At 45.1% G+C, this 25,095-nt stretch carries 31 protein-coding genes, 1 other RNA gene and 2 pseudogenes; 28 read left to right on the top strand and 6 right to left on the bottom strand.

Features of this window, described 5'->3' with window-relative positions:
- Positions 1–13 precede the first annotated feature (13 nt).
- The 12 genes from ABHN01_RS17415 (at position 14) to ABHN01_RS17360 (ending at position 9,721) form a co-directional block, all read left to right on the top strand.
- A complete protein-coding gene (locus tag ABHN01_RS17415) occupies positions 14–970 on the top strand; it encodes an ABC transporter substrate-binding protein (protein WP_290398285.1) in 957 nt (318 codons plus the stop codon).
- Entirely contained in the window at positions 933–1,997 is a 1,065-nt protein-coding gene (locus ABHN01_RS17410; protein WP_429876568.1) for a FecCD family ABC transporter permease, read from the top strand. The genes ABHN01_RS17415 and ABHN01_RS17410 overlap by 38 nt, the downstream gene beginning before the upstream one ends.
- The gene (locus ABHN01_RS17405; protein WP_429876567.1) at positions 1,994–3,460 is read left to right on the top strand and encodes a heme ABC transporter ATP-binding protein; all 1,467 of its coding nucleotides are present in this window, start codon (positions 1,994–1,996) and stop codon (positions 3,458–3,460) included. The genes ABHN01_RS17410 and ABHN01_RS17405 overlap by 4 nt, the downstream gene beginning before the upstream one ends.
- A complete protein-coding gene (gene cbiB, locus ABHN01_RS17400; protein ID WP_429876585.1) occupies positions 3,460–4,419 on the top strand; it encodes an adenosylcobinamide-phosphate synthase CbiB in 960 nt (319 codons plus the stop codon). Before ABHN01_RS17405 ends, cbiB begins: the two co-directional genes overlap by 1 nt.
- A complete protein-coding gene (gene cobD / locus ABHN01_RS17395; protein ID WP_429876566.1) occupies positions 4,394–5,473 on the top strand; it encodes a threonine-phosphate decarboxylase CobD in 1,080 nt (359 codons plus the stop codon). The genes cbiB and cobD overlap by 26 nt, the downstream gene beginning before the upstream one ends.
- A complete protein-coding gene (locus ABHN01_RS17390; RefSeq protein WP_429876565.1) occupies positions 5,470–6,072 on the top strand; it encodes a bifunctional adenosylcobinamide kinase/adenosylcobinamide-phosphate guanylyltransferase in 603 nt (200 codons plus the stop codon). The genes cobD and ABHN01_RS17390 overlap by 4 nt, the downstream gene beginning before the upstream one ends.
- Positions 6,041–6,853, top strand: coding sequence for an adenosylcobinamide-GDP ribazoletransferase (locus ABHN01_RS17385; RefSeq protein WP_429876564.1), 813 nt, complete (start codon positions 6,041–6,043; stop codon positions 6,851–6,853). The genes ABHN01_RS17390 and ABHN01_RS17385 overlap by 32 nt, the downstream gene beginning before the upstream one ends.
- On the top strand, positions 6,805–7,464 hold the full coding sequence (locus ABHN01_RS17380; RefSeq protein ID WP_429876563.1) for a histidine phosphatase family protein: 660 nt from the start codon (positions 6,805–6,807) through the stop codon (positions 7,462–7,464). Before ABHN01_RS17385 ends, ABHN01_RS17380 begins: the two co-directional genes overlap by 49 nt.
- Positions 7,389–7,817: a bifunctional adenosylcobinamide kinase/adenosylcobinamide-phosphate guanylyltransferase gene (locus ABHN01_RS17375; protein ID WP_429876562.1), complete on the top strand. Its 429-nt coding sequence runs from the start codon at positions 7,389–7,391 to the stop codon at positions 7,815–7,817. The genes ABHN01_RS17380 and ABHN01_RS17375 overlap by 76 nt, the downstream gene beginning before the upstream one ends.
- 129 nt (positions 7,818–7,946) lie before the next feature.
- Entirely contained in the window at positions 7,947–8,534 is a 588-nt protein-coding gene (locus tag ABHN01_RS17370; RefSeq protein WP_429876561.1) for a cob(I)yrinic acid a,c-diamide adenosyltransferase, read from the top strand.
- On the top strand, positions 8,521–9,024 hold the full coding sequence (locus ABHN01_RS17365) for an ECF transporter S component (protein ID WP_429876560.1): 504 nt from the start codon (positions 8,521–8,523) through the stop codon (positions 9,022–9,024). The genes ABHN01_RS17370 and ABHN01_RS17365 overlap by 14 nt, the downstream gene beginning before the upstream one ends.
- Positions 9,008–9,721: an ATPase gene (locus tag ABHN01_RS17360; protein ID WP_429876559.1), complete on the top strand. Its 714-nt coding sequence runs from the start codon at positions 9,008–9,010 to the stop codon at positions 9,719–9,721. The genes ABHN01_RS17365 and ABHN01_RS17360 overlap by 17 nt, the downstream gene beginning before the upstream one ends.
- A 9-nt stretch (positions 9,722–9,730) precedes the next feature.
- Here the strand turns inward: ABHN01_RS17360 and ABHN01_RS17355 are convergent, their stop codons facing one another.
- A complete protein-coding gene (locus ABHN01_RS17355; RefSeq protein WP_429876558.1) occupies positions 9,731–10,510 on the bottom strand; it encodes an ABC transporter permease in 780 nt (259 codons plus the stop codon).
- Complete coding sequence (locus ABHN01_RS17350; protein WP_429876557.1) at positions 10,500–11,147, bottom strand: ABC transporter ATP-binding protein; 648 nt, start codon at positions 11,145–11,147, stop codon at positions 10,500–10,502. Before ABHN01_RS17350 ends, ABHN01_RS17355 begins: the two co-directional genes overlap by 11 nt.
- A gap of 148 nt (positions 11,148–11,295) precedes the next feature.
- Here ABHN01_RS17350 and secG point away from each other — a divergent pair, with 148 nt between their 5' ends.
- From secG to ssrA, 6 genes are all read left to right on the top strand, one after another.
- The gene (gene secG / locus ABHN01_RS17345) at positions 11,296–11,526 is read left to right on the top strand and encodes a preprotein translocase subunit SecG (RefSeq protein ID WP_290398298.1); all 231 of its coding nucleotides are present in this window, start codon (positions 11,296–11,298) and stop codon (positions 11,524–11,526) included.
- A gap of 138 nt (positions 11,527–11,664) precedes the next feature.
- Positions 11,665–12,357, top strand: coding sequence for an alpha/beta hydrolase (locus ABHN01_RS17340; protein ID WP_429876556.1), 693 nt, complete (start codon positions 11,665–11,667; stop codon positions 12,355–12,357).
- Between the two features lie 18 nt (positions 12,358–12,375).
- Positions 12,376–13,143: an alpha/beta hydrolase gene (locus tag ABHN01_RS17335; protein ID WP_429876555.1), complete on the top strand. Its 768-nt coding sequence runs from the start codon at positions 12,376–12,378 to the stop codon at positions 13,141–13,143.
- Between the two features lies 1 nt (position 13,144).
- Positions 13,145–15,481: a ribonuclease R gene (gene rnr / locus ABHN01_RS17330; RefSeq protein ID WP_429876584.1), complete on the top strand. Its 2,337-nt coding sequence runs from the start codon at positions 13,145–13,147 to the stop codon at positions 15,479–15,481.
- A gap of 105 nt (positions 15,482–15,586) precedes the next feature.
- Entirely contained in the window at positions 15,587–16,054 is a 468-nt protein-coding gene (gene smpB / locus ABHN01_RS17325; protein WP_290398301.1) for an SsrA-binding protein SmpB, read from the top strand.
- 121 nt (positions 16,055–16,175) lie between these two features.
- Positions 16,176–16,536, top strand: a transfer-messenger RNA (tmRNA) gene (ssrA, locus tag ABHN01_RS17320).
- 200 nt (positions 16,537–16,736) lie between these two features.
- Here ssrA and ABHN01_RS17315 read toward each other — a convergent pair.
- Both ABHN01_RS17315 and ABHN01_RS17310 read right to left on the bottom strand, forming a co-directional pair.
- Positions 16,737–16,910 carry a hypothetical protein gene (locus tag ABHN01_RS17315; protein WP_429876554.1) on the bottom strand — a complete coding sequence of 58 codons (174 nt, stop codon included), beginning with the start codon at positions 16,908–16,910 and terminating at the stop codon, positions 16,737–16,739.
- A 74-nt stretch (positions 16,911–16,984) separates the two neighbouring features.
- Positions 16,985–17,323 (bottom strand): ArsR/SmtB family transcription factor, encoded by a 339-nt coding sequence (locus tag ABHN01_RS17310; protein WP_429876583.1) that lies wholly within the window; start codon positions 17,321–17,323, stop codon positions 16,985–16,987.
- 338 nt (positions 17,324–17,661) lie between these two features.
- On the opposite strand from ABHN01_RS17310, the gene ABHN01_RS17305 reads away from it, so the two are divergent.
- Positions 17,662–18,108: an ArsI/CadI family heavy metal resistance metalloenzyme gene (locus tag ABHN01_RS17305; RefSeq protein ID WP_429876553.1), complete on the top strand. Its 447-nt coding sequence runs from the start codon at positions 17,662–17,664 to the stop codon at positions 18,106–18,108.
- A gap of 163 nt (positions 18,109–18,271) precedes the next feature.
- Positions 18,272–18,811: an AAA family ATPase gene (locus ABHN01_RS17300; RefSeq protein WP_429876552.1), complete on the top strand. Its 540-nt coding sequence runs from the start codon at positions 18,272–18,274 to the stop codon at positions 18,809–18,811.
- Positions 18,812–18,973: 162 nt separating this feature from the next.
- On the opposite strand, the pseudogene ABHN01_RS17295 reads toward ABHN01_RS17300, so the two are convergent.
- A pseudogene (locus ABHN01_RS17295) lies at positions 18,974–19,653 on the bottom strand (protein teg).
- Between the two features lie 305 nt (positions 19,654–19,958).
- On the opposite strand from ABHN01_RS17295, the gene ABHN01_RS17290 reads away from it, so the two are divergent.
- The 8 genes and pseudogenes from ABHN01_RS17290 to ABHN01_RS17255 all read left to right on the top strand — a co-directional run.
- Complete coding sequence (locus ABHN01_RS17290) at positions 19,959–20,306, top strand: ArsR/SmtB family transcription factor (RefSeq protein ID WP_429876551.1); 348 nt, start codon at positions 19,959–19,961, stop codon at positions 20,304–20,306.
- An 18-nt stretch (positions 20,307–20,324) separates the two neighbouring features.
- The gene (locus tag ABHN01_RS17285) at positions 20,325–21,623 is read left to right on the top strand and encodes an arsenic transporter (RefSeq protein WP_429876550.1); all 1,299 of its coding nucleotides are present in this window, start codon (positions 20,325–20,327) and stop codon (positions 21,621–21,623) included.
- Positions 21,624–21,645: 22 nt separating this feature from the next.
- A complete protein-coding gene (arsC, locus tag ABHN01_RS17280; protein WP_290398307.1) occupies positions 21,646–22,065 on the top strand; it encodes an arsenate reductase (thioredoxin) in 420 nt (139 codons plus the stop codon).
- Between the two features lie 207 nt (positions 22,066–22,272).
- Entirely contained in the window at positions 22,273–22,695 is a 423-nt protein-coding gene (locus ABHN01_RS17275) for a DUF1801 domain-containing protein (protein ID WP_429876582.1), read from the top strand.
- Positions 22,696–22,795: 100 nt separating this feature from the next.
- Entirely contained in the window at positions 22,796–23,248 is a 453-nt protein-coding gene (locus tag ABHN01_RS17270; protein WP_429876549.1) for a hypothetical protein, read from the top strand.
- A gap of 183 nt (positions 23,249–23,431) precedes the next feature.
- The gene (locus ABHN01_RS17265) at positions 23,432–23,830 is read left to right on the top strand and encodes a VOC family protein (protein ID WP_429876548.1); all 399 of its coding nucleotides are present in this window, start codon (positions 23,432–23,434) and stop codon (positions 23,828–23,830) included.
- A gap of 144 nt (positions 23,831–23,974) precedes the next feature.
- The gene (locus ABHN01_RS17260; protein ID WP_105980607.1) at positions 23,975–24,019 is read left to right on the top strand and encodes an erythromycin resistance leader peptide; all 45 of its coding nucleotides are present in this window, start codon (positions 23,975–23,977) and stop codon (positions 24,017–24,019) included.
- A 522-nt stretch (positions 24,020–24,541) separates the two neighbouring features.
- Positions 24,542–24,721 (top strand): annotated as a pseudogene (locus ABHN01_RS17255) (ATP-binding cassette domain-containing protein); the annotation flags it as partial.
- 71 nt (positions 24,722–24,792) lie between these two features.
- Here ABHN01_RS17255 and ABHN01_RS17250 read toward each other — a convergent pair.
- Complete coding sequence (locus tag ABHN01_RS17250; protein WP_429876547.1) at positions 24,793–25,086, bottom strand: putative quinol monooxygenase; 294 nt, start codon at positions 25,084–25,086, stop codon at positions 24,793–24,795.
- Between the last annotated feature and the right edge of the window lie 9 nt (positions 25,087–25,095).

Here is a 25,095-nt window from a genome sequence, read left to right as displayed (position 1 = left end):
GAGCGTGAAGGAATTGAAGAAGTTTACACAAATTGCGATGATGCTGATGCTCGTGATCGCCATCATCGCAGGCTGTTCGGCCGGCAATCAGTCAACAGACAAAAAAGAGAACGGCAGTCAGGCAAAGAGTGAATTCCCCGTAACGATTAAAGATGCGGCGGATGAGAATGTAAAAATTGATAAAAAACCAAAGAAGATCGTCTCGCTCATACCAAGCAATACAGAGATCGCATTCGCGCTTGGCCTGGATAAGGAGATTGTCGGCGTATCGGACTTTGACAACTACCCTGAAGCGGCGACGAAAAAAACCAAGATCGGCGGTATGGAATTTAACGTCGAGAAGATTGTTGGCCTAAAGCCTGATCTCGTGCTCGCCCATGCCTCTGGCGCGCATACTTCCAAGCAGGGAATCGATCAGCTTAAGAATGCCGGCATCAAGGTCATCGTGATCAATGATGCACAGAACTTTGAGGATACGTACCATGCCATTGACATGATCGCTAAAGCAACAGGCACTCAAAAACAAGGGGATAAGATCGTAAAATCCATGAAGGATGATCTGTCAGCGATCAAGGAAAAAGCAAAACAAGTAAAGCAAGAGAAAAAGGTCTGGGTTGAGGTTGCACCGGCACCTGAGATTTATACAGCGGGTAAAGGAACATTTATTGATGAGATGCTGAACGCCATTCATGCAAAAAATGCGGCAGGCGATTTAAAAGGATGGGCGAAGGTTTCTGAAGAGCAGCCTGTCAAATATCAACCGGATGCCATTGTAACGACGTACGGCTACTATTCGAAGAAGCCGATGGAACAGATTATGGCCCGTAAAGCCTGGAAGGACGTTCCTGCGGTAAAAAACAAAGAAATTTATGATGTGCACTCCGATAAGGTAACACGTCCAGGACCGCGTTTGATTGAAGGAGTGGAGGAGCTTGCAAAAGCCATCTATCCGGAAGTATACAAAAAGTAAAATCATCGTTTCATACACAGCTGTGCTCCTGCTTTTAGGCTTAGCTGTTGCTCTGGGGATATCGGTAGGTTCAATACCTATCCCCCTTTTTCATGTGGTGAAGATATTGGGAGCAAAGCTTTTCCATTATCCCGTACCTGCTTCGATCGATTCATCCATCGTTAATATCGTCATGGAAATCCGCTTTCCCCGAGTCATTCTCGCTATGCTTGTCGGCTGCTCACTGGCACTGGCAGGAACAGCATTTCAGGGGCTGCTGAAAAATCCGCTGGCCGATCCTTATACGCTTGGGGTATCGTCGGGTTCAGCCTTGGGTGCAGTGGCTGTCCTGTTCTTCGGCATTCAGCTTCCAGTACTCGGAAATTTCACTCTTCCGGTAGTGAGCATAATTACCGGTTTTCTTACCCTTGTCGGAGTAATTTATTTCGCTCGCCTTGTGCAGCGCAGCCTTGCGGTTGAGACGATTATTCTGGCAGGCATTTTAAGCAGTTCATTTATAGGTGCTTTAACCTCTCTTTTAATCGCACTGACCGGGGATGAATTAAGGCAGATCATCGGCTGGCTGCTCGGCAGCGTATCCATGAGAGGATGGCCGTACGTTCAGCTGATCACTCCGTTTTTGGCTGCAGGGCTTATCATTCTCCTGGCAAGTGCACGTGAATTAAATGCACTTTCTTTTGGCCGGCAGGATGCAAGGTCAATTGGTGTGGACGTGAAAAAACATACGTCACTCGTGCTGTTCGGGGCTTCACTTTTGACAGGCTCGGCTGTAGCGGTGTCAGGCACCATCGGGTTTGTCGGCCTTGTCATCCCTCATATGGTGCGCATGATCTGGGGAGTGGATCATCGCCATTTACTGCCCCTTTCCACGATTCTGGGCGGGGTATTTCTCGTTCTGGTCGATCTCATCGCACGAACAATCATCTCGCCGACGGAGCTGCCGATCGGTGTATTGACGGCGATCATCGGAAGTCCGATTTTTGCCGTGATTTTTATCCGCTATCGTAGAAGGAAGGTGACTACATGATACAAATTCAGCAGCTTACTGGAGGCTATGACGGCAAGCCCGTGGTAAAAGATCTTTCGTTTTCCATTGAAAAAGGAAAAATAACCGGCATCATCGGACCAAACGGGAGCGGGAAGACCACTCTCATGAAGATGATAAACGGAATGCTGTCTCCGCAGTCCGGTGAAATTTTAATTAAAGGAAAACCAGTCAGCAGCTATTCCGCCAAGGATTTAGCCAGGATCATCGCTGTTCTTCCTCAGCATGCGGAAAGTTCGTTCGACTTTACCGTCCGTGAAGTGGTAGCGCTCGGCCGCTATCCTTTTTACAAAGGCTTGCTGAAGCAATCATCGCCGAAGGACGAAGAGATGGTCCAGCGATCCATGGAGTTTACAGGAGTCCAGCATTTTGCGGAGAAAAGCATCCAGTCCTTGAGCGGCGGCGAACGGCAGCGGGTTCTTTTGGCTAAGGCGCTTGCGCAGGAACCAGAAATCCTGCTGCTCGATGAGCCGACGAACCATCTTGATCTTTCCTATCAGATGAAACTTATGGACTTGCTGAAAGATTGGGTGCAGGGCTGCCAGCTGACGGTGGTTGCCATATTGCATGATTTGAATATTGCCAGTCTGTACTGTGACCAGGTTCTTCTTCTCGATGAAGGAAAAGAGAAGGCGATCGGAAAGCCTGGTGACATTATGGACAGCATCCTCCTGGAAGGTGTGTATGATACGAAGCTGAGCAGGCAGGAGCATCCTCAGAAGCCGAAGCCCTTAATCGCGCTTGTGCCGGCTGAACGAGAGGAACAAAAGAAAATAGAAGATATTAAGCTTCAGGCCACAAATAAATCAATGGTGTTCCGAAGCCCGTATTTTTTAAAAACAATGTCTTCGGCCCTGATCGGCGGAGGATTCGGTTGGGCGAATACGTTTGTTAACCGTCACGTGGACAGGAACTACAATTGTGATGATGCTCATTCTGAATATGAAGCGTACCTGCGCTCCCTTCCTGTCAATCCGAATGAAACGGTTGGAATGATGACAGCGGCACGGCTGGAGGATGCAGGAGTGGTTTCTATAGAAAAAGACGGAATCAAGCTTCTTGCCGCAGCAACATCAGGGACATCCAATGCGGTAGATGCTGCTCAATCGTGGCAGAGGAAGGCTGGATCTGTGGCAGTTGGCACAATTAATATCTGGCTTTTTCTGGAGGGACAGCTTACCGATGAGGCATTTGTCCAGGCGATGATGACAGCCACAGAAGCAAAGGCCAGTGCGCTCAGAGATTATGAGATTAAAGATCCGATTACAGGAACGATGGCTACAGGTACTTCAACGGACAGCCTTTGTATCGCGTCGACACAGCAAGGGAAAAGGATGAGCTACGCCGGTACGATTACTCCGTTGGGAAAAGCGATTGGCCATGCCGTCTATCAGACCGTTGGTAAAGCAATCGAAAACGATAGAAAGAGAATGTCACAATCATGATGATGGCCCTTCATCTGCTATCAATGGTACTCGCTTTGATCATCGACCAGCTCATCGGTGATCCTCGCTGGCTGCCGCATCCGGTAAGAGGTTTCGGCAAATTGATTTCTGTGATGGACCGGGTGCTGAACCGGGGAAGATGGAAAAAGCTGAAAGGTTCCATCATGCTTTTTATTCTTCTATCTATTACCCTCGTACTGACTTTTATCATCGTAAGGTTTGCTTATTCCATAAACCTTGTTTTAGGGGTTTTCATAGAATCGATGTTCATTTCCACGACCATTGCGGCCAGAGGGCTTAAAGAAGCAGGACTGTCGGTGCTTGTGCCTCTTAAGCGGGGAGATGTGCAAGAGGCCCGCAAAAAACTAAGCTGGATTGTCGGAAGAGATACAGAACATCTGCCTCCGGCTGAGATTGTGAGAGGGGCTGTCGAGACGGTCGCTGAAAATACGAGTGATGGAATCACCGCTCCTCTATTCTTTGCCTTTATTGGGGGGGCACCGCTCGCCTTGGTGTACCGGGCGGTCAATACGTGTGATTCCATGGTGGGCTACAAGAATGAGAGATATAAAGACTTCGGCTGGGCATCTGCCCGGTTTGATGATGTATTAAATTACGTACCAGCCCGGCTTACTGCGCTTCTTATGGCAGCAGGATGGCTGGGGAAAAAACGGTTGACCATCTCGTGGCTGAAGGAACAGGCGAAGAACCATCCCAGCCCGAACAGCGGATGGAGTGAAGCGGCGGTGGCAGGAGTTCTTGGTATACGGCTCGGCGGCACGAATTATTATAAAGGCCAGGTCTCTTATCGCCCGTACATCGGCCGTCCAATCTACAGCTTGAAGGCTATACATATTGAAAGGACAATAGCGATCATGCAGCGTACTGTCATGTGGTTTACTATCGTATTAATTGCAGCGGGAGGGATGTATATTGTTGCTGCCCAATCATGGAGCTAATCCGCAGCTGCTGGCAAAATCCTTGAAAACCAGCCTGGTTGAGAACAGCATAGATTTTAGTGTAAATGTAAATCCATATCCTGCACTGTCAAAAATGAAGGAAAAGTGGACCAGCCTTTACGAAGAAATTCTGGACTATCCCCATCCGTCCGCCGGTCCTTTCGTTCAAAGGGCGGCTGAAATAGAAGGGGTGAGGGCTGACCAGGTACTGGCAGGAAACGGAGCGGCTGAACTGATTTTTCTTATTGCTCAAGCTTACCGGGGTACGGACGTCCTCATTACAGCGCCTGCTTTTTCAGAGTATGAAGAAGCGTGTGCAGCGAACGATTGCACGGTGGACATCTATGTTACTTCAGAAGGTGAAGGCTGGCAGGCAAATCTCGATGAGCTGAGTGAAAAACTGAACGGGAAGCAGCTTTGTTTTCTTTGCAACCCGAATAATCCAACAGGAGTCGCATGGGATCTGGACACTTTGGAATCGATCGCTGCTTTGTGCGATCATCATCATGTTACACTCGTCGTGGATGAAGCCTTTGTCCACTTTTTGGAACAGCCTGTATCCACTGTTCGCTTGATGGGAAAGTATTCCAATCTGATTGTGCTTCGGTCGATGACGAAGATGTTTCATCTGCCCGGACTCCGTTTAGGGTATGCCGTGTCATCCAAAGGGCAGATCGATCGATTGAAAAAGCATCAGCCTCCCTGGAGTGTGAACGGTCCCGCACAAAAGCTCGGTCTGTTCTGTCTGGAACAAGAGGATTTTGCAGCAGAGGCAGCTATGAAAACGACAGACGAGCGCAAGCGGATGTTGCCGATCCTCCACAAGATTGGATTTGAAACCTCTCCTTCCGCTGTTAACTTTTACTTGTTAAGGGAGAGAGGAGAAGGAAAGGATCCGTTGGCCCTTATTAAATATCTGCTGAGCCGAGGAATCATCGTCAGGCATACCTTTAATTTTAGAGGGCTCGACGGCCGGTATATCCGCATTGCCGTCCGAACGCCTCAGGAGAACGACCGTCTGCTGGCTGCACTTGAAGGGTGGAACTCGAGATGATGATCTTTATTACCGGAGGAGTCAGAAGCGGAAAAAGCTCATTTGCCGAAATGTCTGCCATTTATCATGGAAAGAATGAGAAACGCCTTCATTATATTGCAACGAACGAACATCTGGATGGAGAAATGGACGAACGGATAAAGAGGCATCAGGCGGATCGTATGAACAGCGGGTATCGCTGGAAGACGTGGGAACAGCCGCGAAACATCCATGAACTAAGTGATGTATATGGAAAAAATGACGTCATCCTCCTTGATTGTTTGACCAATCTTGTCAGCAACGAGCTGTTTGACGGCTGGAAAGAAAACAGAAACCAGTGGGAAGATGAATTATTTCGATCCGGTGTATTCCTTAAAATCATGGATGGATTAAGAAGGCTTAAAAAAAACAGCACCGCATTCATCGTCGTGTCAAACGAAGTGTTTCAGGGCCTCCCTTGTACGGATGAAGGGACCTTTTATTTTATGCAGATGCTGGGAAAGCTTCATCAGCAGATTGTCTCTGAAGCTCATTGGGTGTACCAGGTGGAAATGTGCATGCCAATTTTAAGGAAGGGATATGTTGCGGATGAAAAACAATGCACATCCTGTCCGTTTTAAGGCGCTATACGGTTTGGGACTGGCTCTTCAGTTCTTAACCGCACTGCCGATCCGCACCGCTTTTCCATGGACAAAAGAGACAAGCAAGTGGAGTGTGCTTTCGTATCCTGCAGTCGGCTTGCTTCTTGGAGGGTTGGCTGGTGTACAAGCTCATTTCCTGTTGCAGCAAAGCGTCATCCCGGTGCTGATGACAAGTTTTTATCTTTTCTGTTTCTCGATTATTATGACAGGCGGCCTGCATCTTGACGGGTGGATGGATTGCAGTGATGCCTATTTTTCGTACGGCGATAAAGAAAAAAGGCTGCAGATCATGAAGGATCCCCGGACTGGAGCGTTCGGTGTACTGTCTGTTCTATTTCTATTGAGCTGGCGATTTCTTTTTATCTTTGAAACGATGAAAATGGCTCCGAAGCTCGTTTGGCTGCTGTTTCTGCTCATTCCTTTCTTCGCCCGTATCGGCATGGGTGGCCTGCTGATCTCAGCTCCTCTTGCCAGGGAGGAAGGTATGGCTTTTGCCATAAAGCAGAACATATCAACCCGTGCCTTTCCTGTATATGCCGCCTATCTCCTGCTGGCAGGCATTGGAGCATGGGCCGCGGGAGCGCTCCTTCTGTTCATCAGCTTGTTCTGTTTAGGCTCCGCCGTATTTTTAATAAGTAAAACATTCTTTGTCCGCCAGTTTGGAGGAATTACAGGGGATACATTAGGTGCACTATCGGAAGGGATGGAAACATGGCTATGGTTCGGAGGCTGGCTGTTACTCTCCTTCGCCACGGGCTGACGGAGGAAAATAAGCAAAATAAATATATCGGGCATTGTGATCCCCCTTTATGTGAAGAGGGGCGGAAAGAGCTGTACATTTTGCATAGAGACGAAACGTTTCCTGAGGGAGCGATCCTTGCAAGTGACAGAAAACGATGCATGGAAACCGCAGAAATTCTTTTCCCGGAGAGTAAGGTGAAGGTCAGCCCGGCACTCCGGGAGATGCATTTTGGAGAATGGGAAAGAAAAACATATGACGATCTTTGCGGCATTCAACGATACCGGGATTGGATTGACGATCCGTTTGGCGTAAGTCCTCCGGGAGGAGAGAGCTATCAAGACTTTGCAGATCGCCTTCATGGTGCCTGGCACCGTGAGGTTTGGCCGGCTGCGAAAGACAGCGGGCATGTCATCGTTGTCACCCACGGCGGCCCGATCCGTTATTTATTGTCGGAGTTTGCTCCGGAACGAAAAGAAATGTGGTCATGGCCGGTCTCACACGGCAAAGGCTACACCCTTTACTGGAACGGGGCAGAAGGGAGGTTGAAAGATAGATGCATTTTGTTACAGGAGGCTCCTTTCACGGTAAAGCCAAATGGGTGCAGGAACACTATTCTGCCTCGAGAGTAGCAGAGGGCTGGTTCAACGGCTATGAAGACGCCAGCTGGGAAACGCGTGATTTTACAACTTCACTCGTTGTACTTGAAGGATTGGAGCAGCTCGTGAAGAAGGTTGTAGAGGAGAATGTAAGCGGCGGAAGAGCAGCTCTTAGAGGGAAGCTTAAGCACTGGCTGGATTGGGAAGCTTCTGAGCCAGACCGCCGGCTCGTTCTCATCGGCACAGACATCGGAAAAGGAATTGTGCCGCTCGAGAAAGAGAACAGGCTATGGCGCGATGTGACTGGATGGTTTTATCAGGATGTCGTTATGGCAGCTGAAAGAGCCGATGTCATTTGGTACGGGCTTCCCCAGGCTTTAAAATAAGCTGGCTGGATACATAAGGGGAAATTCCTGTGGGAAGGGCTCCCCAAGCCGCAGTAAGCGTTGCTTGCCCTTAGTGCAGGTCCACTATGTGCTAACGCCAGGCCGCCAATAAAAAGGAGATGATGAAGGATGAAGCTATACACTAGAACAGGAGACGAAGGGAAAACAAGTGTCATTGGAGGAAGGCTGGATAAGAATCATATCAGGGTGAATGCCTACGGCACACTTGATGAACTGAACAGCTTTGTGGGCGTTGCGGTTACAAAGCTGCAGGACGCAAAATTCGATGATATCCGCAATGAACTGGTAAAGATTCAGCATGAACTGTTTGACTGCGGAGGAGACCTGTCTTCCGTTAAAAAGGACTATCCTTATAAAGCGAAAGAGGACATGATTCTCTTCTTGGAAGAGCGAATTGACGAGTACATAAAAGAGGCGCCAGAGCTGGAACGTTTTATACTTCCGGGAGGGTCAGAGGCGTCAGCTGCCATTCATGTCTGCCGTACGGTGGCAAGGCGGGGAGAGCGTGAAATCGTTGAACTCAAACAGGATCATGAGATCAATCCGGTGGTATTGAAATATGTGAACAGACTCTCTGATTACTTTTTCGCGGTTGCCCGTGTCATCAATTTCCGTGCGGGAGTAAATGATGTTGAATACGAGCGGAGTGCCATTGTTTTCCGTGGAGGAAAACGTAAACCAAATGATGCGGAATAAAAAATTCACCTTATTTATCGCTTTTCTCTCCTTGTCGGTGGCAGGGTCTTTTATTAAGATTCCAGCTCTCGTCGGGAGTGTGGCATTTGATTCCATGCCGGCATTGGCCGCCGCAGCACTAATGTCTCCTCTGGCAGGAACCGCTGTTGCCTGTATAGGGCATCTCATGTCTGCCGGACTTTCCGGCTTTCCACTCGGCCCTCTGCATTTTCTGATCGCTGTTCAGATGGGCCTTCTAAGCTTTTGTTTTGGACTGCTCTATCAGAGAAAATTTAAAATCACTGCCATTCTGATCTTTATTTTAGGAAACGGAATAGGGGCACCGCTTTGTTTTTGGCCGATACTGGGAAAATCAGCGGTCCTCGCTTTTATACCAGGGCTGGCTGTGGGAGCAGTGTTCAACGGAATCACAGCCCAACTGCTCATTCCAAGGCTGAGCCCGGTCTTTAATCGGCCAAACGTAAGGATCCATCATGAAAACAAATCGTGATGTGACGTTAGCTGAGTTGGGTTCAGATGAATGGCTTGTAATGGCAGCTGATAATTCGGGGGGCATCGGCAGCCTTCCTATGGATACGGTGCACGTTCCATACCCTGTCGTAGCAGCCTTTGGTGCCCGAGTCTGTGCCATGGAAGTGATGGCGGCTGGAGGAGAGCCGCATACCTTCCTCATTCATTCTTTCAACGGGGAAGAAGCATGGGCGGAACTGGTAAAGGGGACGGAAAGGACGTTTGGACAGCTGGATCTGAAAGGTGTGCAGATTACAGGGAGCACGGAAAGCAACATGAAAATGATGCAATCTGCTTCTTCGTTTACGATGATCGGAAAAGCAACTCAAGGGACTCTTCGGTTGAACTGTACTCCGCCACATGCGAAATATGCGGTGATCGGCGCCCCGCTGGTCGGTGAAGAAGTGATTTCTCGCCATGAGGACGTTCTTCCGCTTTCACTTTTTCGAAGGCTTTTAACTACAGAAGGCATTTATGAAGTGCTTCCGGTCGGCTCGAAAGGGATCTCGCATGAAATGGAAATTCTAACGAAAAGTTCCGCGGTATACACATGCGGCCTGCCGATGGAAAAGTCGGCTGGCCCTTCAACATGTGCACTGATCAGCTATGATCCCGAACACCGCTCCCACATTTATAAACTTTGCGGTCGGTTTTTTCACGAGCTGATGGAAGCTTGAGAACGGAATTTATTTCAATTGTGCCCGTTCATTAAAAAACGTGCGGTATCCGTACTGGGCGAAGATGATGACACTGAAAGCAACAGAGCCTGCGATTCCAAGCATGATGGCAATCTGGTATTCGATCGCGGTGACCGGAGAGATTCCGGACAAAATCTGCCCGGTCATCATTCCAGGCAGGAACACGATTCCCATGCCGACCATCGAGTTGATCGTGGGCAGAATAGCAGAATCAAATGCCCGGTCCACGAGCTCTTTTGAAGCTGCTTTTGGAGAAGCGCCAAGCATGAGAGCCGCCTCTATGAGATCTTTTTGTTTCTCCATTCCCTCCACGAGATGATTCACACCGAGCGAGACGCCTGTCATGGCGTTGCCTATGATCATTCCTGCGATCGGAATGACATAACGCGGTTCGTACCACGGAGTAAACTGAATGACTACATAGTTGAAAAGCAGAAGGCTGATGAGAGTTCCGGCGATCATGGAAACGGCCACAACTTTTCTTAACTCAGCGGACAGCTCGTGTTTGATCCTTTTAAACACGTTATAAACGGCAAAGGCTTCCATAAGAGCAAGTATCAGAACCGTTAATACGGGGTGCGGGTGTTTAAATAAATAAGTTAATACGTAACCTGCCAGCACCAGCTGGATCGTCATCCGCAGCGTTCCGATGACGATTTCTTTTTCCCTCGCTATTCCTCTCCACTTTACAATAACGGTTAAGATGACAATGAACAGGTAGGCAGAAAGAAGCTGCCATAATGTGATATCAATGATTTTATCCTTCATTGCTTTGGCCTCTTTTCTTTTGATTGATCTTTTTGAGCAGGATATTGACATCCGCATAATGCGCAGCGATCCGCTTGGAGTGTGTGACCATGACAACCGTTTTATGCTTTTTTTTCGCTTTGTTCAGAAAGGAAGAAATCACCTCATCGGCTGTTTCGTCATCCAGGGCTGAAGAAGGCTCATCCAGGAGATAGGCTTCTGCATCCATTAAAAGCACGCGTGCGAGTGCAAGCCGCTGCTTTTCTCCTCCAGAAAGACCACCGGCTTTTGTTTCCAAAGGCTTTTTTAGATATACCGTATGTAAGGCTTCCTCCAGTTCAGCATCTGCGGGTACGGTTTTTTCAGAAAAAGCGAGCCCTGCTATTAGATTATCTTTTACCGTTCCCGGAAAAATGGCAGGCATCTGCTGTAGCATGACTACATTTCTGCGGTGAAGCACTGGATTCAGAGCCTTTACATCCTCTCCTTTGTAAAGGACGGTTCCTTCATCCGGCGTGATCATGTGGTTTAACAATTTTAAAAGGGTCGTTTTTCCGCTGCCGCTTTCACCGGTAAGGATACTCACCTTACCCTTTTCAATGGTTAATTCATCAAACCGAAGGATATCTTTATAGACAATTTTTGTTAGCTCAAACATGAGCCTGGCCCCCTTCTGATCGTATTTTAGACTATTCCCTAAAACTCTTTACGCTGCCATGGATAAAATAGCTGGAACACATTGCCTACAGAACAACTCGTATGGTACATTAAAGATAAGTGTAATGTTGTCCGTGGAGGTGTGACAAATGGAAACAGCTGCAACAATTTTATTGGTGATCGTTTCAATCGCCCTGATCGTAGTTGTCGTTCTTCAATCTGGCCGTTCGGCAGGATTATCCGGAGCGATTACCGGGGGAGCGGAACAATTATTCGGAAAACAAAAAGCCCGCGGAATGGAAGCCGTGCTGAGCAAGATGACTGTAATTTTAGCTACTTTGTTCTTCCTTTTGGCGATTGCCGTAGCTTATTTTATTTAATGATACCTTAACAGCAGGTGAATTTTCACTTGCTGTTTTTATTTTTTCAGCCACCCTGAATCGAGCTTTTTCCAGCAGCGGTATGGTATGATTTTTTACGTGCATAAAAGGGTAACTTACTGGAAAAAAGGTGATAATATGATTGGCTGTCTATGTTTGCATGGATTTACCGGCAGTCCCTACGAAGTCCAGCCAGTAACGGATTATCTGCGGGAACATACCGACTGGCTGCTGTCTGTTCCCACCTATCCGGGGCACGGGGAGCAGCTGCAGCTGAGAGGCATTGACCATCAGCTTTGGATCGATGAAGCAGAGCGCGCTTTTCTGCAGCTGAGAAAAAAAAGCGACACCGTATATATACTCGGCTTTTCCATGGGCGGCATGATCGGGGGATATCTCGCTTCAAAGTATGGCTGCGACAAACTGATCCTTCTAAGTGCAAGTGCCTATTATATGAATCCTTCTCAAATGGTAAAAGACATAAAAGAGATGGTCAAACTGGGGCTGCGAGGGAACTTAAAAGACCATGAGCTCTATCAGCGGTACCGGAAAAAGTTTATGGATACACCTCTGAGTGCCACACTTGAATTTCGAAGGCTGGTCAACAAGTTAAGGCCGGCCTTTGAAAAGGTTCAGGCGCCAACATTAATCGTTCAAGGCGAGAGTGATGGCCTTGTGCCGAAAAAGAGCGCGGAATACCTGTATAAGACCATTCCTGCTCAGAAAAAGAAACTTTGTTACTTGAAAGCGTCCAAGCATATGATCTGCCATGATTGTGAGCAGGATCAGCTGATTGAGGAAGTCTTTCAATTTTTAATGGAACAATCGTAATAAGGGAGAGAATGCATCATGATCAAATTTACAGCACCTAAACCATTTATGTTTGAAGCCGGAAAGCGGGCGGTATTATTATTACATGGATTCACTGGCAGTTCGGCGGATGTCCGGATGCTCGGCCGCTACTTGCAAAAAAAGGGCTATACATGCCATGCACCGCAATATAAAGGCCACGGTGTCCCGCCTGAAGAACTCGTACATACTGGACCCTCTGACTGGTGGAGCGATGTGATGAGAGGGTTTAATCATCTGAAAGAGAACGGTTATGAGGAAATTGCCGTTTGCGGATTGTCGCTTGGAGGCGTTTTTTCGTTAAAGCTGGCGACAGAGCAGCCTGTAAAGGGTGTCATTCCAATGTGTGCTCCTATGCACATTAAAAGTGAGGAAACGATGTATAAAGGGGTCCTTGCCTACGCTCGAGAATACAAAAGCAGGGAGAATAAAACAGAGGAACAGATCGACCGGGAGATGGAAGCGTTCAAAAGCACGCCGATGAAGACACTTAAGGCGCTGCAGGATTTGCTCGGGGAAGTAAGAAATTCCATTGACATGGTATACGCACCTGCCTTTGTGGTACAGGCTAGACATGATGAGATGATTAATACAGAATCTGCGAATATCATTTACAACGAAGTAGAAAGCGATATGAAAGACTTAAAATGGTATGAACATTCGACCCATGTGATCACACTAGGAAAAGAAAAGGAACAGCTTCACCAAGATGTGTTCCATTTCTTGGAGAAGCTCGATTGGTCCTGGAATAGGCGGAATGACTGCTGAAATGAGTCTTCATTATGGCCTTAAAGGAGGAAATGTAGTGGATAAACAGCAATTGCTTGCATTTATGAAAGAAGAAGCCTATAAACCGCTCACTGTTCAGGAATTGGAGGAGGCGTATGACCTCAAAGAAGTGGATGAATTTAAAATTCTCGTCCGCACGCTGAATGAAATGGAAGAAGAAGGCCTGGTTGTCAGAACGAGGACGAACCGATACGGTCTGCCGGATAAAATGAATCTTGTCCGTGGAAAGGTACAGGCTCATGCGAAAGGGTTTGCCTTTGTTATTCCGGAAACAGGGGATGGGAAAGACGTTTATGTCTCCCAATCCGAAATGGGAAGTGCGATGAACAATGATGTCGTACTTGTTCGATTAAATACGAATTCAAAAGGATCACATCCGGAAGGTACAATTATCCGGATTCTTGAACGCGGTGTTACAGAAACGGTTGGGACCTTTCAAGAAAGCCGCAGTTTTGGATTTGTCATTGCAGATGATAAACGGATTCCAAACGATATTTTCATTCCGGCAGAGGGTGTCAATGGGGCGGTTGACGGTCATAAGGTCGTAGTGAAAATTACGAAATATCCAGAGGGAAGAAACAGTGCAGAGGGAGAAGTCATTCACATTCTCGGCCATAAAAATGATCCTGGTGTGGACATTCTTTCCGTCATTTTCAAGCACAGCCTGCCTCGTGAATTTCCTGAAGCTGCACTAGAACAGGCGAACAATGTCCCGGATACGATTGATCCGGCTGACATTGAAGGACGCCGTGACCTTCGCGGGGAAACCATCGTTACGATTGATGGCGAAGACGCGAAAGACCTGGATGATGCCGTCAACGTGATCAAACTCGATAACGGAAACTACAAGCTCGGTGTACATATCGCTGATGTGAGCCACTATGTGACAGAAGGCTCTCCGATTGATGAAGAAGCACTCGAAAGGGGAACGAGCGTGTACTTGGTAGACCGTGTGATTCCGATGATTCCGCATCGATTGTCCAACGGAATCTGTTCCTTGAACCCGCGGGTGGATCGCTTAACGTTGTCCTGTGAAATGGAGATCACGCCAAAAGGTGAGGTTATCAAGCATGAAATCTTCCCAAGTGTCATCCGAACCGTTGAACGTATGACGTACACAAACGTTCGCAAAATCCTGCAGGAAGAGGATGAAGAAGTATTAAAACGCTATGAGCCGCTCATTCCGTTTTTCAAAGGAATGGGTGAGCTGGCTGAAATTCTTCGAGAGCGCAGGTTCAAGAGAGGAGCCATAGACTTTGACTTTGCTGAAGCCAAAGTACTGGTCAACGAAAACAGCGAACCACAGGATGTTGTTCTCAGAGAACGTTCTGTCGCAGAACGTCTGATTGAAGAATTCATGCTTTGTGCGAACGAAACCGTTGCTCAGCATTTCCATAAAGCAGAATTGCCGTTCATGTACCGGATCCATGAAGACCCTGATGCAGAAAAGCTTTCTCGTTTCTTGGAGTTCATCGCTCTGTTCGGCTACGTATTAAAGGATGCGGTAACGGAGGTCCATCCGCTTGCTCTTCAAAAACTTCTCGAGGAAGTTAAAGGCGAGCCGGAAGAAATGGTGATCAGCAAAATTATGCTGCGTTCCATGAAACAGGCAAAATACTACCCGGAAAGTCTCGGCCACTATGGCTTGGCAACTGAGTTCTATACGCACTTTACATCGCCGATCCGCCGTTATCCGGACTTGATCGTTCATCGTCTGATCCGAACGTATCTTATTCATAAAAAAACAGATCCGGCAACCACAGCGAAATGGACCGCCAAGCTTGAGAAGATCGCAAAACATGCCTCAGACATGGAGCGCCGTGCCGTGGACGCGGAACGTGAGACCGATGATCTGAAAAAAGCAGAGTTCATGCAGGATAAGATCGGTGAAGAATATGATGGTGTGATCAGCTCCGTCACCAATTTTGGCCTTTTTGTAGAACTTCCTAATACGATTGAAGGCCTCGTGCATGTGAGCTATCTGGCGGATGATTATTACCGTTACGATGAAAAGCATATGGCCATGATCGGAGAACGCACGGGGAATGTGTTCAGAATCGGTGATGAGATTTCAGTTCGCGTGATTAATGTCAACCTGGAAGAACGTGCGATCGATTTTGAAATCGTAGGCATGAAGGGCACACCAAGAAAACGAGGGAAAGACCGTCCGAAAGTGATCGAAGGCGGTGCACGCAAACGAAAAACACGCCGTCCGGAAAACGAACGCGGAGATAACGGCGGCTCAAAGAAAGGCAAGAAAAAGCCGTTCTATAAAGGGAACATCACGAAAAAGAAAAAGAAGAACAAAAAGAGATAAAGAATCGTACGGGGAACGTTTTTGTGATGAAGTCCTGTTACATTGACGTTTCCTGACCAATTTAGTATAATTAGGTTCGCACTGTTTTGGGGAGGTCAGGAACATATGCCAAAAGGAGAAGGAAAACTTGTCGCACAAAATAAAAAAGCGCGGCATGATTATCATATAGAAGAAACCTTTGAGGCTGGAATCGTCCTCCAGGGAACAGAAATTAAAGCCATTCGAGCTGGCCGGATCAATCTAAAGGATTCATTCGCCCGCGTGCAAAATGGGGAGTTGTTTCTTCACAACATGCACGTCAGCCCGTATGAACAAGGCAACCGATACAACCATGATCCGCTGAGAACGCGCAAGCTGCTTCTTCATCGGAAAGAGATCAACCGTCTGCTAGGTTCAACAAAAGAGCAAGGGTATTCCATCGTTCCATTGAAGCTTTATTTAAAGAACGGCTTCGCCAAAGTTCTGATCGGCCTCGCGAAAGGTAAGAAGAACTATGACAAACGCCAAGATTTGAAGAAGAAAGACGCGAAACGCGAGATCGAACGGGCCTTCAGAGACCGCCAAAAGGCATAAACTGGAGAGCTTGTCCGGTTGAATAAACACCGTAAAAATGCTATAATGGCATTGTTGCTGACAATTGAATACACTGCAGCAGCTTTAACTTTTCCCGTAGATTCACCCCGGGACATTCCATGGGGACGTTACGGATTCGACAGGGGTAGTTCGAGCTTAAGTTGCGAGTCGAGGGGGTCGGCCTCGTTAAAACGCCAACGCCTATAACTGGCAAAACTAACAACAACCTAGCTTTAGCTGCGTAATAGCACTTTAGCTGATCCTCCCTCCATCGCCCATGTGGTAGGGTAAGGGTCTCACTCTTAGTGGGCTACGCCGGCTGTCCTCCGCCTGAGGACGAAGGAAGAGCACAATCAGGCTAGCGCTCCAAACGCCTGTCGATAGGCAAATGAAGCCGCGAATCGCCAATGTATCGACTATACTCGTAGAAGCTTAAGTGCCGTTATCTTTGGACGTGGGTTCGACTCCCACCGTCTCCACCATACATATATTTGGTGGTTTTTTTATTTTTATGCTTTAGTTTTTTGTTAGACAAATTATGCTTAAGGTTTAAGTTTTGGATATTATTCATGCAGCATGATCATCAAGCAAAGACCGCTTAGGTTTTCCTAAGCGGTCTTTTTATTGTAAAGCGATGGCAACAAATGATTTTAATGACTCAATCCAAATCTTTTATACTTCCTTATGAGCACGCACAGCTGCAGCATGCTTCCACAGGCGATGCGGTTAGACCCTTGTTTCTTGTTTCACTTTTACTTTTTGGAACCTGCTGATGCATCCAAGCGTTGCGTGTGTGCCTTTCGACCTTTTCCTGACGAGCTTTCATCCATTGGTAAACCGCATACTCATGAAACATACAACTTCCTCCTTTGAATTGATCAAATTATCTTGATATATTAACCAAAAAAAATTGATTAATTAACGAAAAATTTAACAACAGCTCGGTTTAAAGATGCAACAGAGCTCGTGGGACAACAAATGATTGATTTCTTCAGTGTTGATGTCGTAGTAGCTCCAAGTGCCTCTCGTTTCTTTGGTAAGGATGTTGGCATCCCATAAGATCTTTAAGTGATACGATAATTTTGATTGCGTCATGTTCATCATTGGAGCAAGATCACAAACACACATGCTTCCTTTTTGGGTAAGGATGTTCATAATCTGTAACCGCTTTTTGTCGGCCAGCGCTTTGAACTTGCTTTCATACAGCTCAAATTCTTTATCATTTGAAGGATCTACTGCCTTTTCACTGGAAACGTCAGTAAGTGGGATTTCTTTTTGCACGTCTTTCACCTCGATTGAATATCAAACTTTCTTGATGTACTTATAGTATATCCAATATTTTCATCTGTCAACTAATTCATCAAAAATTTTTGATAAAAAAATCAAATTTTTTTGATAAAAAATATTGCTATTAGCAAAAACTGCTAATATACTGTAGTTAAATCAAAAAAAATTGATTAATAAAGGAGGAAGTGAAATAAACTTGTTTAAGAAATTAACGGGCAAGAGCTCTAAAAGCACAGAATGCTGTAAGGTCGAGATCAAGGAAGTTAAGGAAGAATCCAAAGATGCAACATGCAGCATAAATAAACGTAGATGGAGGTTTTATGATGAAAATGCATGTAGGTATTAATGTCACGGACTTAGAAAGATCTATTGAGTTTTACTCTCAAGTATTTGATTCTGAACCTGTAAAAGTGAAAGATCACTATGCAAAGTTCTTACTCGAGGATCCACGCCTTAACTTTACGTTAAACCTTAAAAACGAAGTCTCTGGTAATCAGGTTGGTCATTTTGGTTTCCAAGTGGAAAACGTGGAAGAGGTGCTAAAACACAAGGACCGCTTAGAGAAGTTAGGGTTCTTTGCTCGAGAAGAAATGGATGTTTCTTGCTGTTACGCCACTCAGGACAAATTTTGGGTGACGGACCCGAACGGGAATGAATGGGAATTCTTTTACACGAAGAGTGATGTAGAGAGCATGCAAACCGAAGATTCAGCATGTTGTGCACCGCAGACCCAAAAGATTGAAATTACAAACAGTTCTTGCTGTTGAGACGAATAAAGAGAGACCCTCTGAATAGGAGGGTCTTTTTTTAGGGTTAGTTCTTTTTGTCCCTCTCTATCGCTGTTCATCATACGGTGGAATTTAATCTAGATTAACGAATGACTTTAGTTTAGAAAGTAAGATAGAATGGCTTTAAACAGGGGGGATTTAGGTGAAAATCCAAATCATTGGTGGCTCAGGAACTGGCAAAAGCACTTTAGCAAAATATATCAGTGAAAATGAAAGTATTAAGTGGATTGATACAGATCATTATCTTTGGAAAGATGATTTTTTTTCAGAAAATCACCCAATTGAAAAACGTATTGAAATGTATCAAAGCGACATGAAAACTAACAAGAATTATGTGGCATCTGGTTCAATTTTTTCATGGTGCCCTGATGGATTCAGCAACCGTGACCTTTTGGTTTTTCTTTCACTTGATGATATAGTCCGCATGGAACGATTAAGGAGAAGGGAAATGGAACGGATTCCTCTTAATCAAATGTGGCTGGATGAAAATGGTGAATACACAAATGACTTTTTACAATGGTGTAAAACATATCTGTCGGAAGAAGATAAAAGTATGGCAGGTACTTATGCGGAACAATCCTATCAAATGGCAATTTCACAGAGTCCTTTTTTAACACTCTATAGTTCTCGCCCTCTCGAAGAACTCTACGCAGAAATTATGAAAAGATTATCAACTGATTAGTGTTCTATATCTCTTACCGCCTTAGCTTCCAGCAGGAAAGGATCAGGTCCCCTGCCTGCAGGAAAGTTAGCCAGTGTAGGATTGTTTTACCTTTTGTTATCCAAAGGAGTATATCATTCTAGGAAAGAATTTTTCGGATCAAATACGCGCCGATCCGGACAATCAGCCCCAATTTTCTCCTAAAAATTGAACGGCAGGCTGTAAATTGGTTTTGTTCGCAATTTCAATGGCAGTGGGAACCACAGAAGGGTCCGTATAGGACAAGTTAGGGATCCGTGGATTTAACCGGAAAAAACGGTTTCCCAGAAGGTTAGAACTGACCATGGTCTCATAGTAACCGGATCCGCTGCCGACAATCGAAAGAAATGGCAGTAAGGGTTCATTGGGCGATCGGTCCAAAAGGACTCCCCAGTTTGGAGGAAGGTCCTTCAGATTTTCGGGGCGTATGTTATCTGCACTCACCATTTCCCACCCGTGCGTATCTCTTTTTAACCGAGTCGGGGCTTCTCCTGTTCCAATGGATAATACCGCAATTTGATCCAATGGCACTTTGGCTTTACCCACTGCAAAATGAAATACTGGCTGTACTGGGGTTAGCTGCTACTACATATCCATCCACGTAGTTTTGATAGGCTCGTTGATTCGCGGGAGCACCACTGCTCCGCAGTATCACATCACTCGCTTTTTCATCTAAATAGGGATGAACCGATTGAGTTTCCGGCGAAAACGTGGGTGTTTCTAATTAATTTTGGGTTTTGCTGAACCAGTCTGTTCAAAAGCTGTAAACTTAAAGCACCTAAAGTGCCGCCTCCATCAAAGGTCATGATCCGGTATTTTGTCAAAGGTGAATTCTCCTTTCTCATCTGGCCAAAGTATCATTCAGTGTATGTTTATCTCGTGTCTGTTGTATGGGCAAATGAATATTAACCTATTACAAAAGGTGGATAATTCACACATAAAGTTGAGCATGCCTGACAAATGAAGTTACAAACATGGACTGGATTTTGGCAGCTTCTTGTCCTAATCAACTATAAGGTCCGTTTGTTGAAGATCCCAGATTGAGGGCGAACAAAGTTTATTATTGCATACATAAGAATATACTTATACAATGATGGAGTAAAAAGATGTTGTTAGGAGGTGTTTATCGATGATATTCAATCAAACATTGGAATTAGAGACCGCAGCGAGCATTTTAAAGCTATTAGGCGATAAAACTAGATTAGCTATGGTAAAGATTCTCTCAGAAAACGAATGCTGCGTGTGTGAATTTGTCGATCTCTTTGAAATGAGTCAGCCTGCTGTTAGCCAGCATTTACGGAAATTAAGGGACAGCGGTTTGGTGAAAGAGCGTAGAAAGGGGCAGTGGATTTATTATTCACTCAACTCCTCCTATCCGTATCATCCGTACGTCCTACAAGTCATTCAGGGCGTACCGAGTCAACGTTATCGTATTGAAGAATTAGAAACACAGGGAAAGCGAATTTCTTGTGATTAAGTAGGAGGTATCAGTTCTGTGGGGTCAGTCATTATTGCCAGCATCATCTTCTTAGTCACACTGACGCTTGTCATCTGGCAGCCGAGAGGCCTTAACATCGGATGGAGTGCAAGTGGAGGAGCGATTCTTGCTCTTATCTTTCAAGTGGTCTCCTTCCAGGATGTGATCGCCGTAACAGGCATTGTTTGGAATGCAACCCTTGCCTTTGTTGCTGTTATTATTATTTCACTCATTTTAGATGAGATCGGATTTTTTGAATGGGCCGCCCTTCATATGGCTCGCTTTGCCAAAGGGAACGGCATCAAGATGTTCTTGCTGGTGACGGTGCTCGGAGCGGTCGTTGCCGCTTTTTTCGCCAACGATGGAGCAGCGTTAATTTTAACGCCAATTGTTCTGGCCATGGTTCGAAATTTGAAATTCGAACACAAGATGATCCTGCCGTTCATCATGGCCAGTGGATTCATCGCTGATACTACATCGTTACCGCTCGTGGTCAGTAACCTGGTAAACATCGTTTCGGCTGACTTTTTCGGCATTAGTTTTTCGACCTATGCCAGCCGAATGATTATTCCAAATATCTTTAGCTTACTGGCGAGTATTTTGGTGTTGTATCTTTACTTTAGAAAAAGCATTCCAAACACCTATGACGTCAACCAGTTAAAGAGGCCAGTGGATGCCATCAAAGATCTGAAGATGTTTAAATCGTCTTGGTTTGTATTGGCAGCGTTACTTGTGGGTTACTTTGTGGGGGAATTCTTCTCAGTACCTGTTTCGGTTATCGCTGGAGTGATTGCGATTGTTTTCTTGCAAACGGCAAGAAAAAGCTCAGCCGTTCAAACGAAAACCGTCCTCAAAGGGGCACCGTGGGCCGTCGTATTCTTCTCGATCGGAATGTATGTGGTCGTGTACGGACTGCGTAACGTAGGATTGACCAATCTCTTAGCGGATCTCATTCAATCTGTGACACATCATGGATTGTTTATCGGAACCATCGGTATGGGCTTTATCGCTGCGATTATTTCGTCGGTTATGAATAACATGCCGACCGTCATGATTGACGCATTAGCAATCTCTGACACCCACACGACAGGAGCCATGAGAGAAGCCTTGATTTATGCGAACGTCATTGGATCGGACTTAGGACCAAAGCTGACACCAATCGGTTCATTGGCGACATTGCTTTGGCTGCATGTCTTAAACACAAAAGGCGTCAAGATCTCTTGGGGCTATTACTTCAAAGTGGGAATCGTCTTGACAGTACCGACGTTATTCATTACCCTAACGGGCCTCTATATTTGGTTAACCATTATTCATTAATTCTTTAAAGGAGTGTTTCACAATGGCCATAAAAACAATTTACTTCTTATGTACTGGAAACTCTTGCAGAAGCCAAATGGCTGAGGGATGGGCAAAGAAGCATTTAGGTGACGAATGGGACGTGAAAAGTGCTGGAATCGAAGCTCATGGTCTTAACCCAAATGCGGTAAAAGCGATGAAAGAAGCAGGCATCGATATCTCAAAGCAGACTTCTGATATCATTGATCCAGAAATCTTGAACAATGCAGACCTCGTCGTTACTCTTTGCGGGGACGCAGCAGACAAATGCCCAATGACACCACCTCATGTGAAACGTGATCACTGGGGATTTGACGATCCAGCGAAAGCTCAGGGAACAGAAGAAGAAAAGTGGAAGTTCTTCCAACGTGTACGGGATGAAATCGGGGCTCGCATCGCAACGTTTGCTAAAACGGGAGAGTAAAAGGAAACTGCCAAGGGGGAACTCTTGGCACTTTCTTTTAATTAATATATAATCAATTGCTTATATGAAAAAGGGATGGATATAAAGCGTTTAAACTCTGCAATTTACGAAGCGATAAACCTGATGATTTATCAAAGGAAAATGGCAATAGATAGAGAAGTTTTAGTGAGAATTAACCCCATTTTAAAGAAAAGGAGAGATCAAATGATGTACGAACAAAAAACAAAAGAGACCGACAGAAGTGTTGTTGAGTTCATTGAAAATGTGGAAAGCCCTAAAAAGCGTGAAGACGCATATAAGTTATTAGATATTTTTACTGAAACAACCGGTTATGAAGCGAAGATGTGGGGGCCCAGTATCATTGGATTTGGTTCATATCATTATAAATATGAATCCGGTCATGAAGGCGATGCGCCGTTAGTTGGCTTTTCACCCCGCAAAGCAAAAATCAGTTTGTATTTTGCCACGGGGGACACGAGAAGAAAAGAATTGTTAAAGGACTTTGGGAAACATACCACAGGTAAAGCGTGTGTGTACATAAATAAAGTGGCCGATATTGATGTTGATGTTTTAAAAGCGTTAATCAGTCAATCCGTAAGGTTTTTGAAAGAGACGTATTCAATTTCTTGACTGATTTTTTGCTTTCAGCTGGAGCGCCGGTTTCTGGTGATTCATCATAATTTGGCGGAGGAAGGGGAAATTAACGAAAAGAAGTTGTAAGGAGTGCCTTATGAAACAATTTGTTTTGGTTATTTTTCTCATGGCTGCTTATAGTATTTATCCATCACACGCCAATGCGATTTCAATGCCGTGCGGCTTAATTTTAGAACCAGTTGATAATGAATTGATCAATGCCAAGGGTGCAGCATTGATCTATAAAGTTCAGCTGCCCCCATCGAAGATCGCCAGAACAAATATAAGTATTCTCGCAGTTCACCTCCCTGAACCATCCTCTTACGGCAATTACGATAGTTATGAGGGGTATGCGTCAATACCAGAAGAAATCAGCTGGAGGTTTAGGCTGTATCCTACCCGGGAAACGGATAGTCCGACTTGGGCTGGAAGATTCGATTTCATTTCTGCTGAAATGAAGAATGCTGACGTTCAGGTACGGCCTTCTAATTCGAATACTCAAACATTAGGTCCCGCAATAATAACGAACAATATAGTTAACTGTAAGTAGGATCTTCAACTAACAGATGTTTCAACATAAAATTTTAGCTATCCGCCATCTCATTGGCGGCTGTCTTTTAGAACAGGCTATGTTGATCTTAAAAAAATGATTAAATAATAGTTAATCATGTGGTTGAATATAATGAGGCTCGATGATTAAAAAACAAATCGTATGCTAAGGAGTCGGTTTATAATGGGGAAGATTACACCATTCTTAATGTTCCAAAACGGCAAGGCAGAAGAAGCGATGAATTATTACACATCACTGATTGAGGATTCAGAAATTACGAGTATTGTCCGATACGGTGCCAATGAAAACGGAGACGAAGGAACTGTCATGAAGGCTTCCTTTTCCTTAAAAGGGCAAGAATTTTTGTGCATTGACAGTAATGTGAAGCATGAGTTTTCCTTTACCCCTTCGTTCTCAATCTATGTTGCTTGTGATTCTGAAGAGGAGATTGGCCATCTTTATCAGAAACTCATTGAAGACGGACAAGCACTTATGCCATTAGACGATTATGGCTTCAGTACAAAATTTGGCTGGCTTAATGACCGGTTCGGAGTTTCGTGGCAAATAGATCTGCCTAAATAAATTTGTAGAAAAGCGGCGAACCAGGCGGCTTTTTCTTTTAGAGTTTACAAGAAGTGAAAGGATTATTATTTTTTCTTTGACATTATTTAAGGAACTATCTATAATAACTAGTAACTTTTGTTATATAAGGAGGATTATTGAAAAATGACACATTCTATGAGACTTCGATTCCCAACTTTGAACCAGTAATTAAATAGTCAAAGGCTCTGTTTGTGTATGCAGAGTAAACGGGATCAGTCTGTCCTTTTTTAATAATCTTCATTTCATTTAATAAATGCAATGTTAGAAAGGCGGATCGTTCTGCCTTTCTTTATTTATGTCTAATTTCCCTTCTTTTGTTAAGTAAAAAGGAGGCTTATTTGCTATCGGCTCTTCAAAGCCTCTAAACCAATCTGGGTCTTCTTCCCTTTTACGCTGAATCACAGGCAGATTGCCTGTGATTTTTTATTTTCGAAAGGAAGAGAAAACATGACCAATACCATAAGAAAACTGCGGAAAATGCTCCTCGATAGTTCCGAAAAAAAGGTCTAAAAAAATGATGAAACGGTGTCACTATGTCTCCCCTGCTTGGACCTCCGGCAAAGCACATAATGATGGCTTTATCAATCGAGGTTCTTCTGGGATCACCGTCGATTTAGATATTTTAGTTGGAGTCAATAACTGATCGAAAGAAAGTTATAGCTTTATAAAATGAATTGGAGGTAATGAACAATGGAAAAGGTATGTCTTGAATTAGAAAATATTGAACTCTTTTATTTTGATCGCTTAGTATTAAATATTCCGAGACTAACCGTGCATCAGTTTGATCGTATCGGCATCGTCGGAAAGAACGGAGCTGGCAAAAGCACGCTGTTGAAGCTGATGAACGGTCAGATCAAGCCAGAAAAAGGCCGAGATTTACCTAGCTGTCGTGGTCTTACATCACCATAAAAAACATGGGCTAACAAATGCCCATGTTTTTATTATTTGATCTGTTTACCATTAAAAACTTTAAGCTCCATCGGACGGCTGAGATAATCACTCGCCTTGGCAACAAAAGAAGTAAAATGTTTGCTCTTATTGTGAGCATCCACTGCCTCTAAGTCTTCCCACACTTCAACCATCATGTAGGCATGTTCTTCTTCCGTATCTTTGAACAGGTCGTATGCCATATTTCCGCTTTCCGCTCTGGAAGCTGAAATCAGCCCCTGAATTTCTTGTACAAATGCCTCTTCTTTTTCTGGATTCACAAAATTTCTTGCATGAATAATAATCATTTTTGATTT

The sequence above is a fragment of the Fictibacillus sp. NRS-1165 genome (assembly GCF_050468105.1).
In the GTDB taxonomy this organism is placed as follows: Bacteria; Bacillota; Bacilli; order Bacillales; family Fictibacillaceae; genus Fictibacillus_C; species Fictibacillus_C terrinigri.
This window is presented reverse-complemented; position numbering and strand designations above follow the sequence as displayed.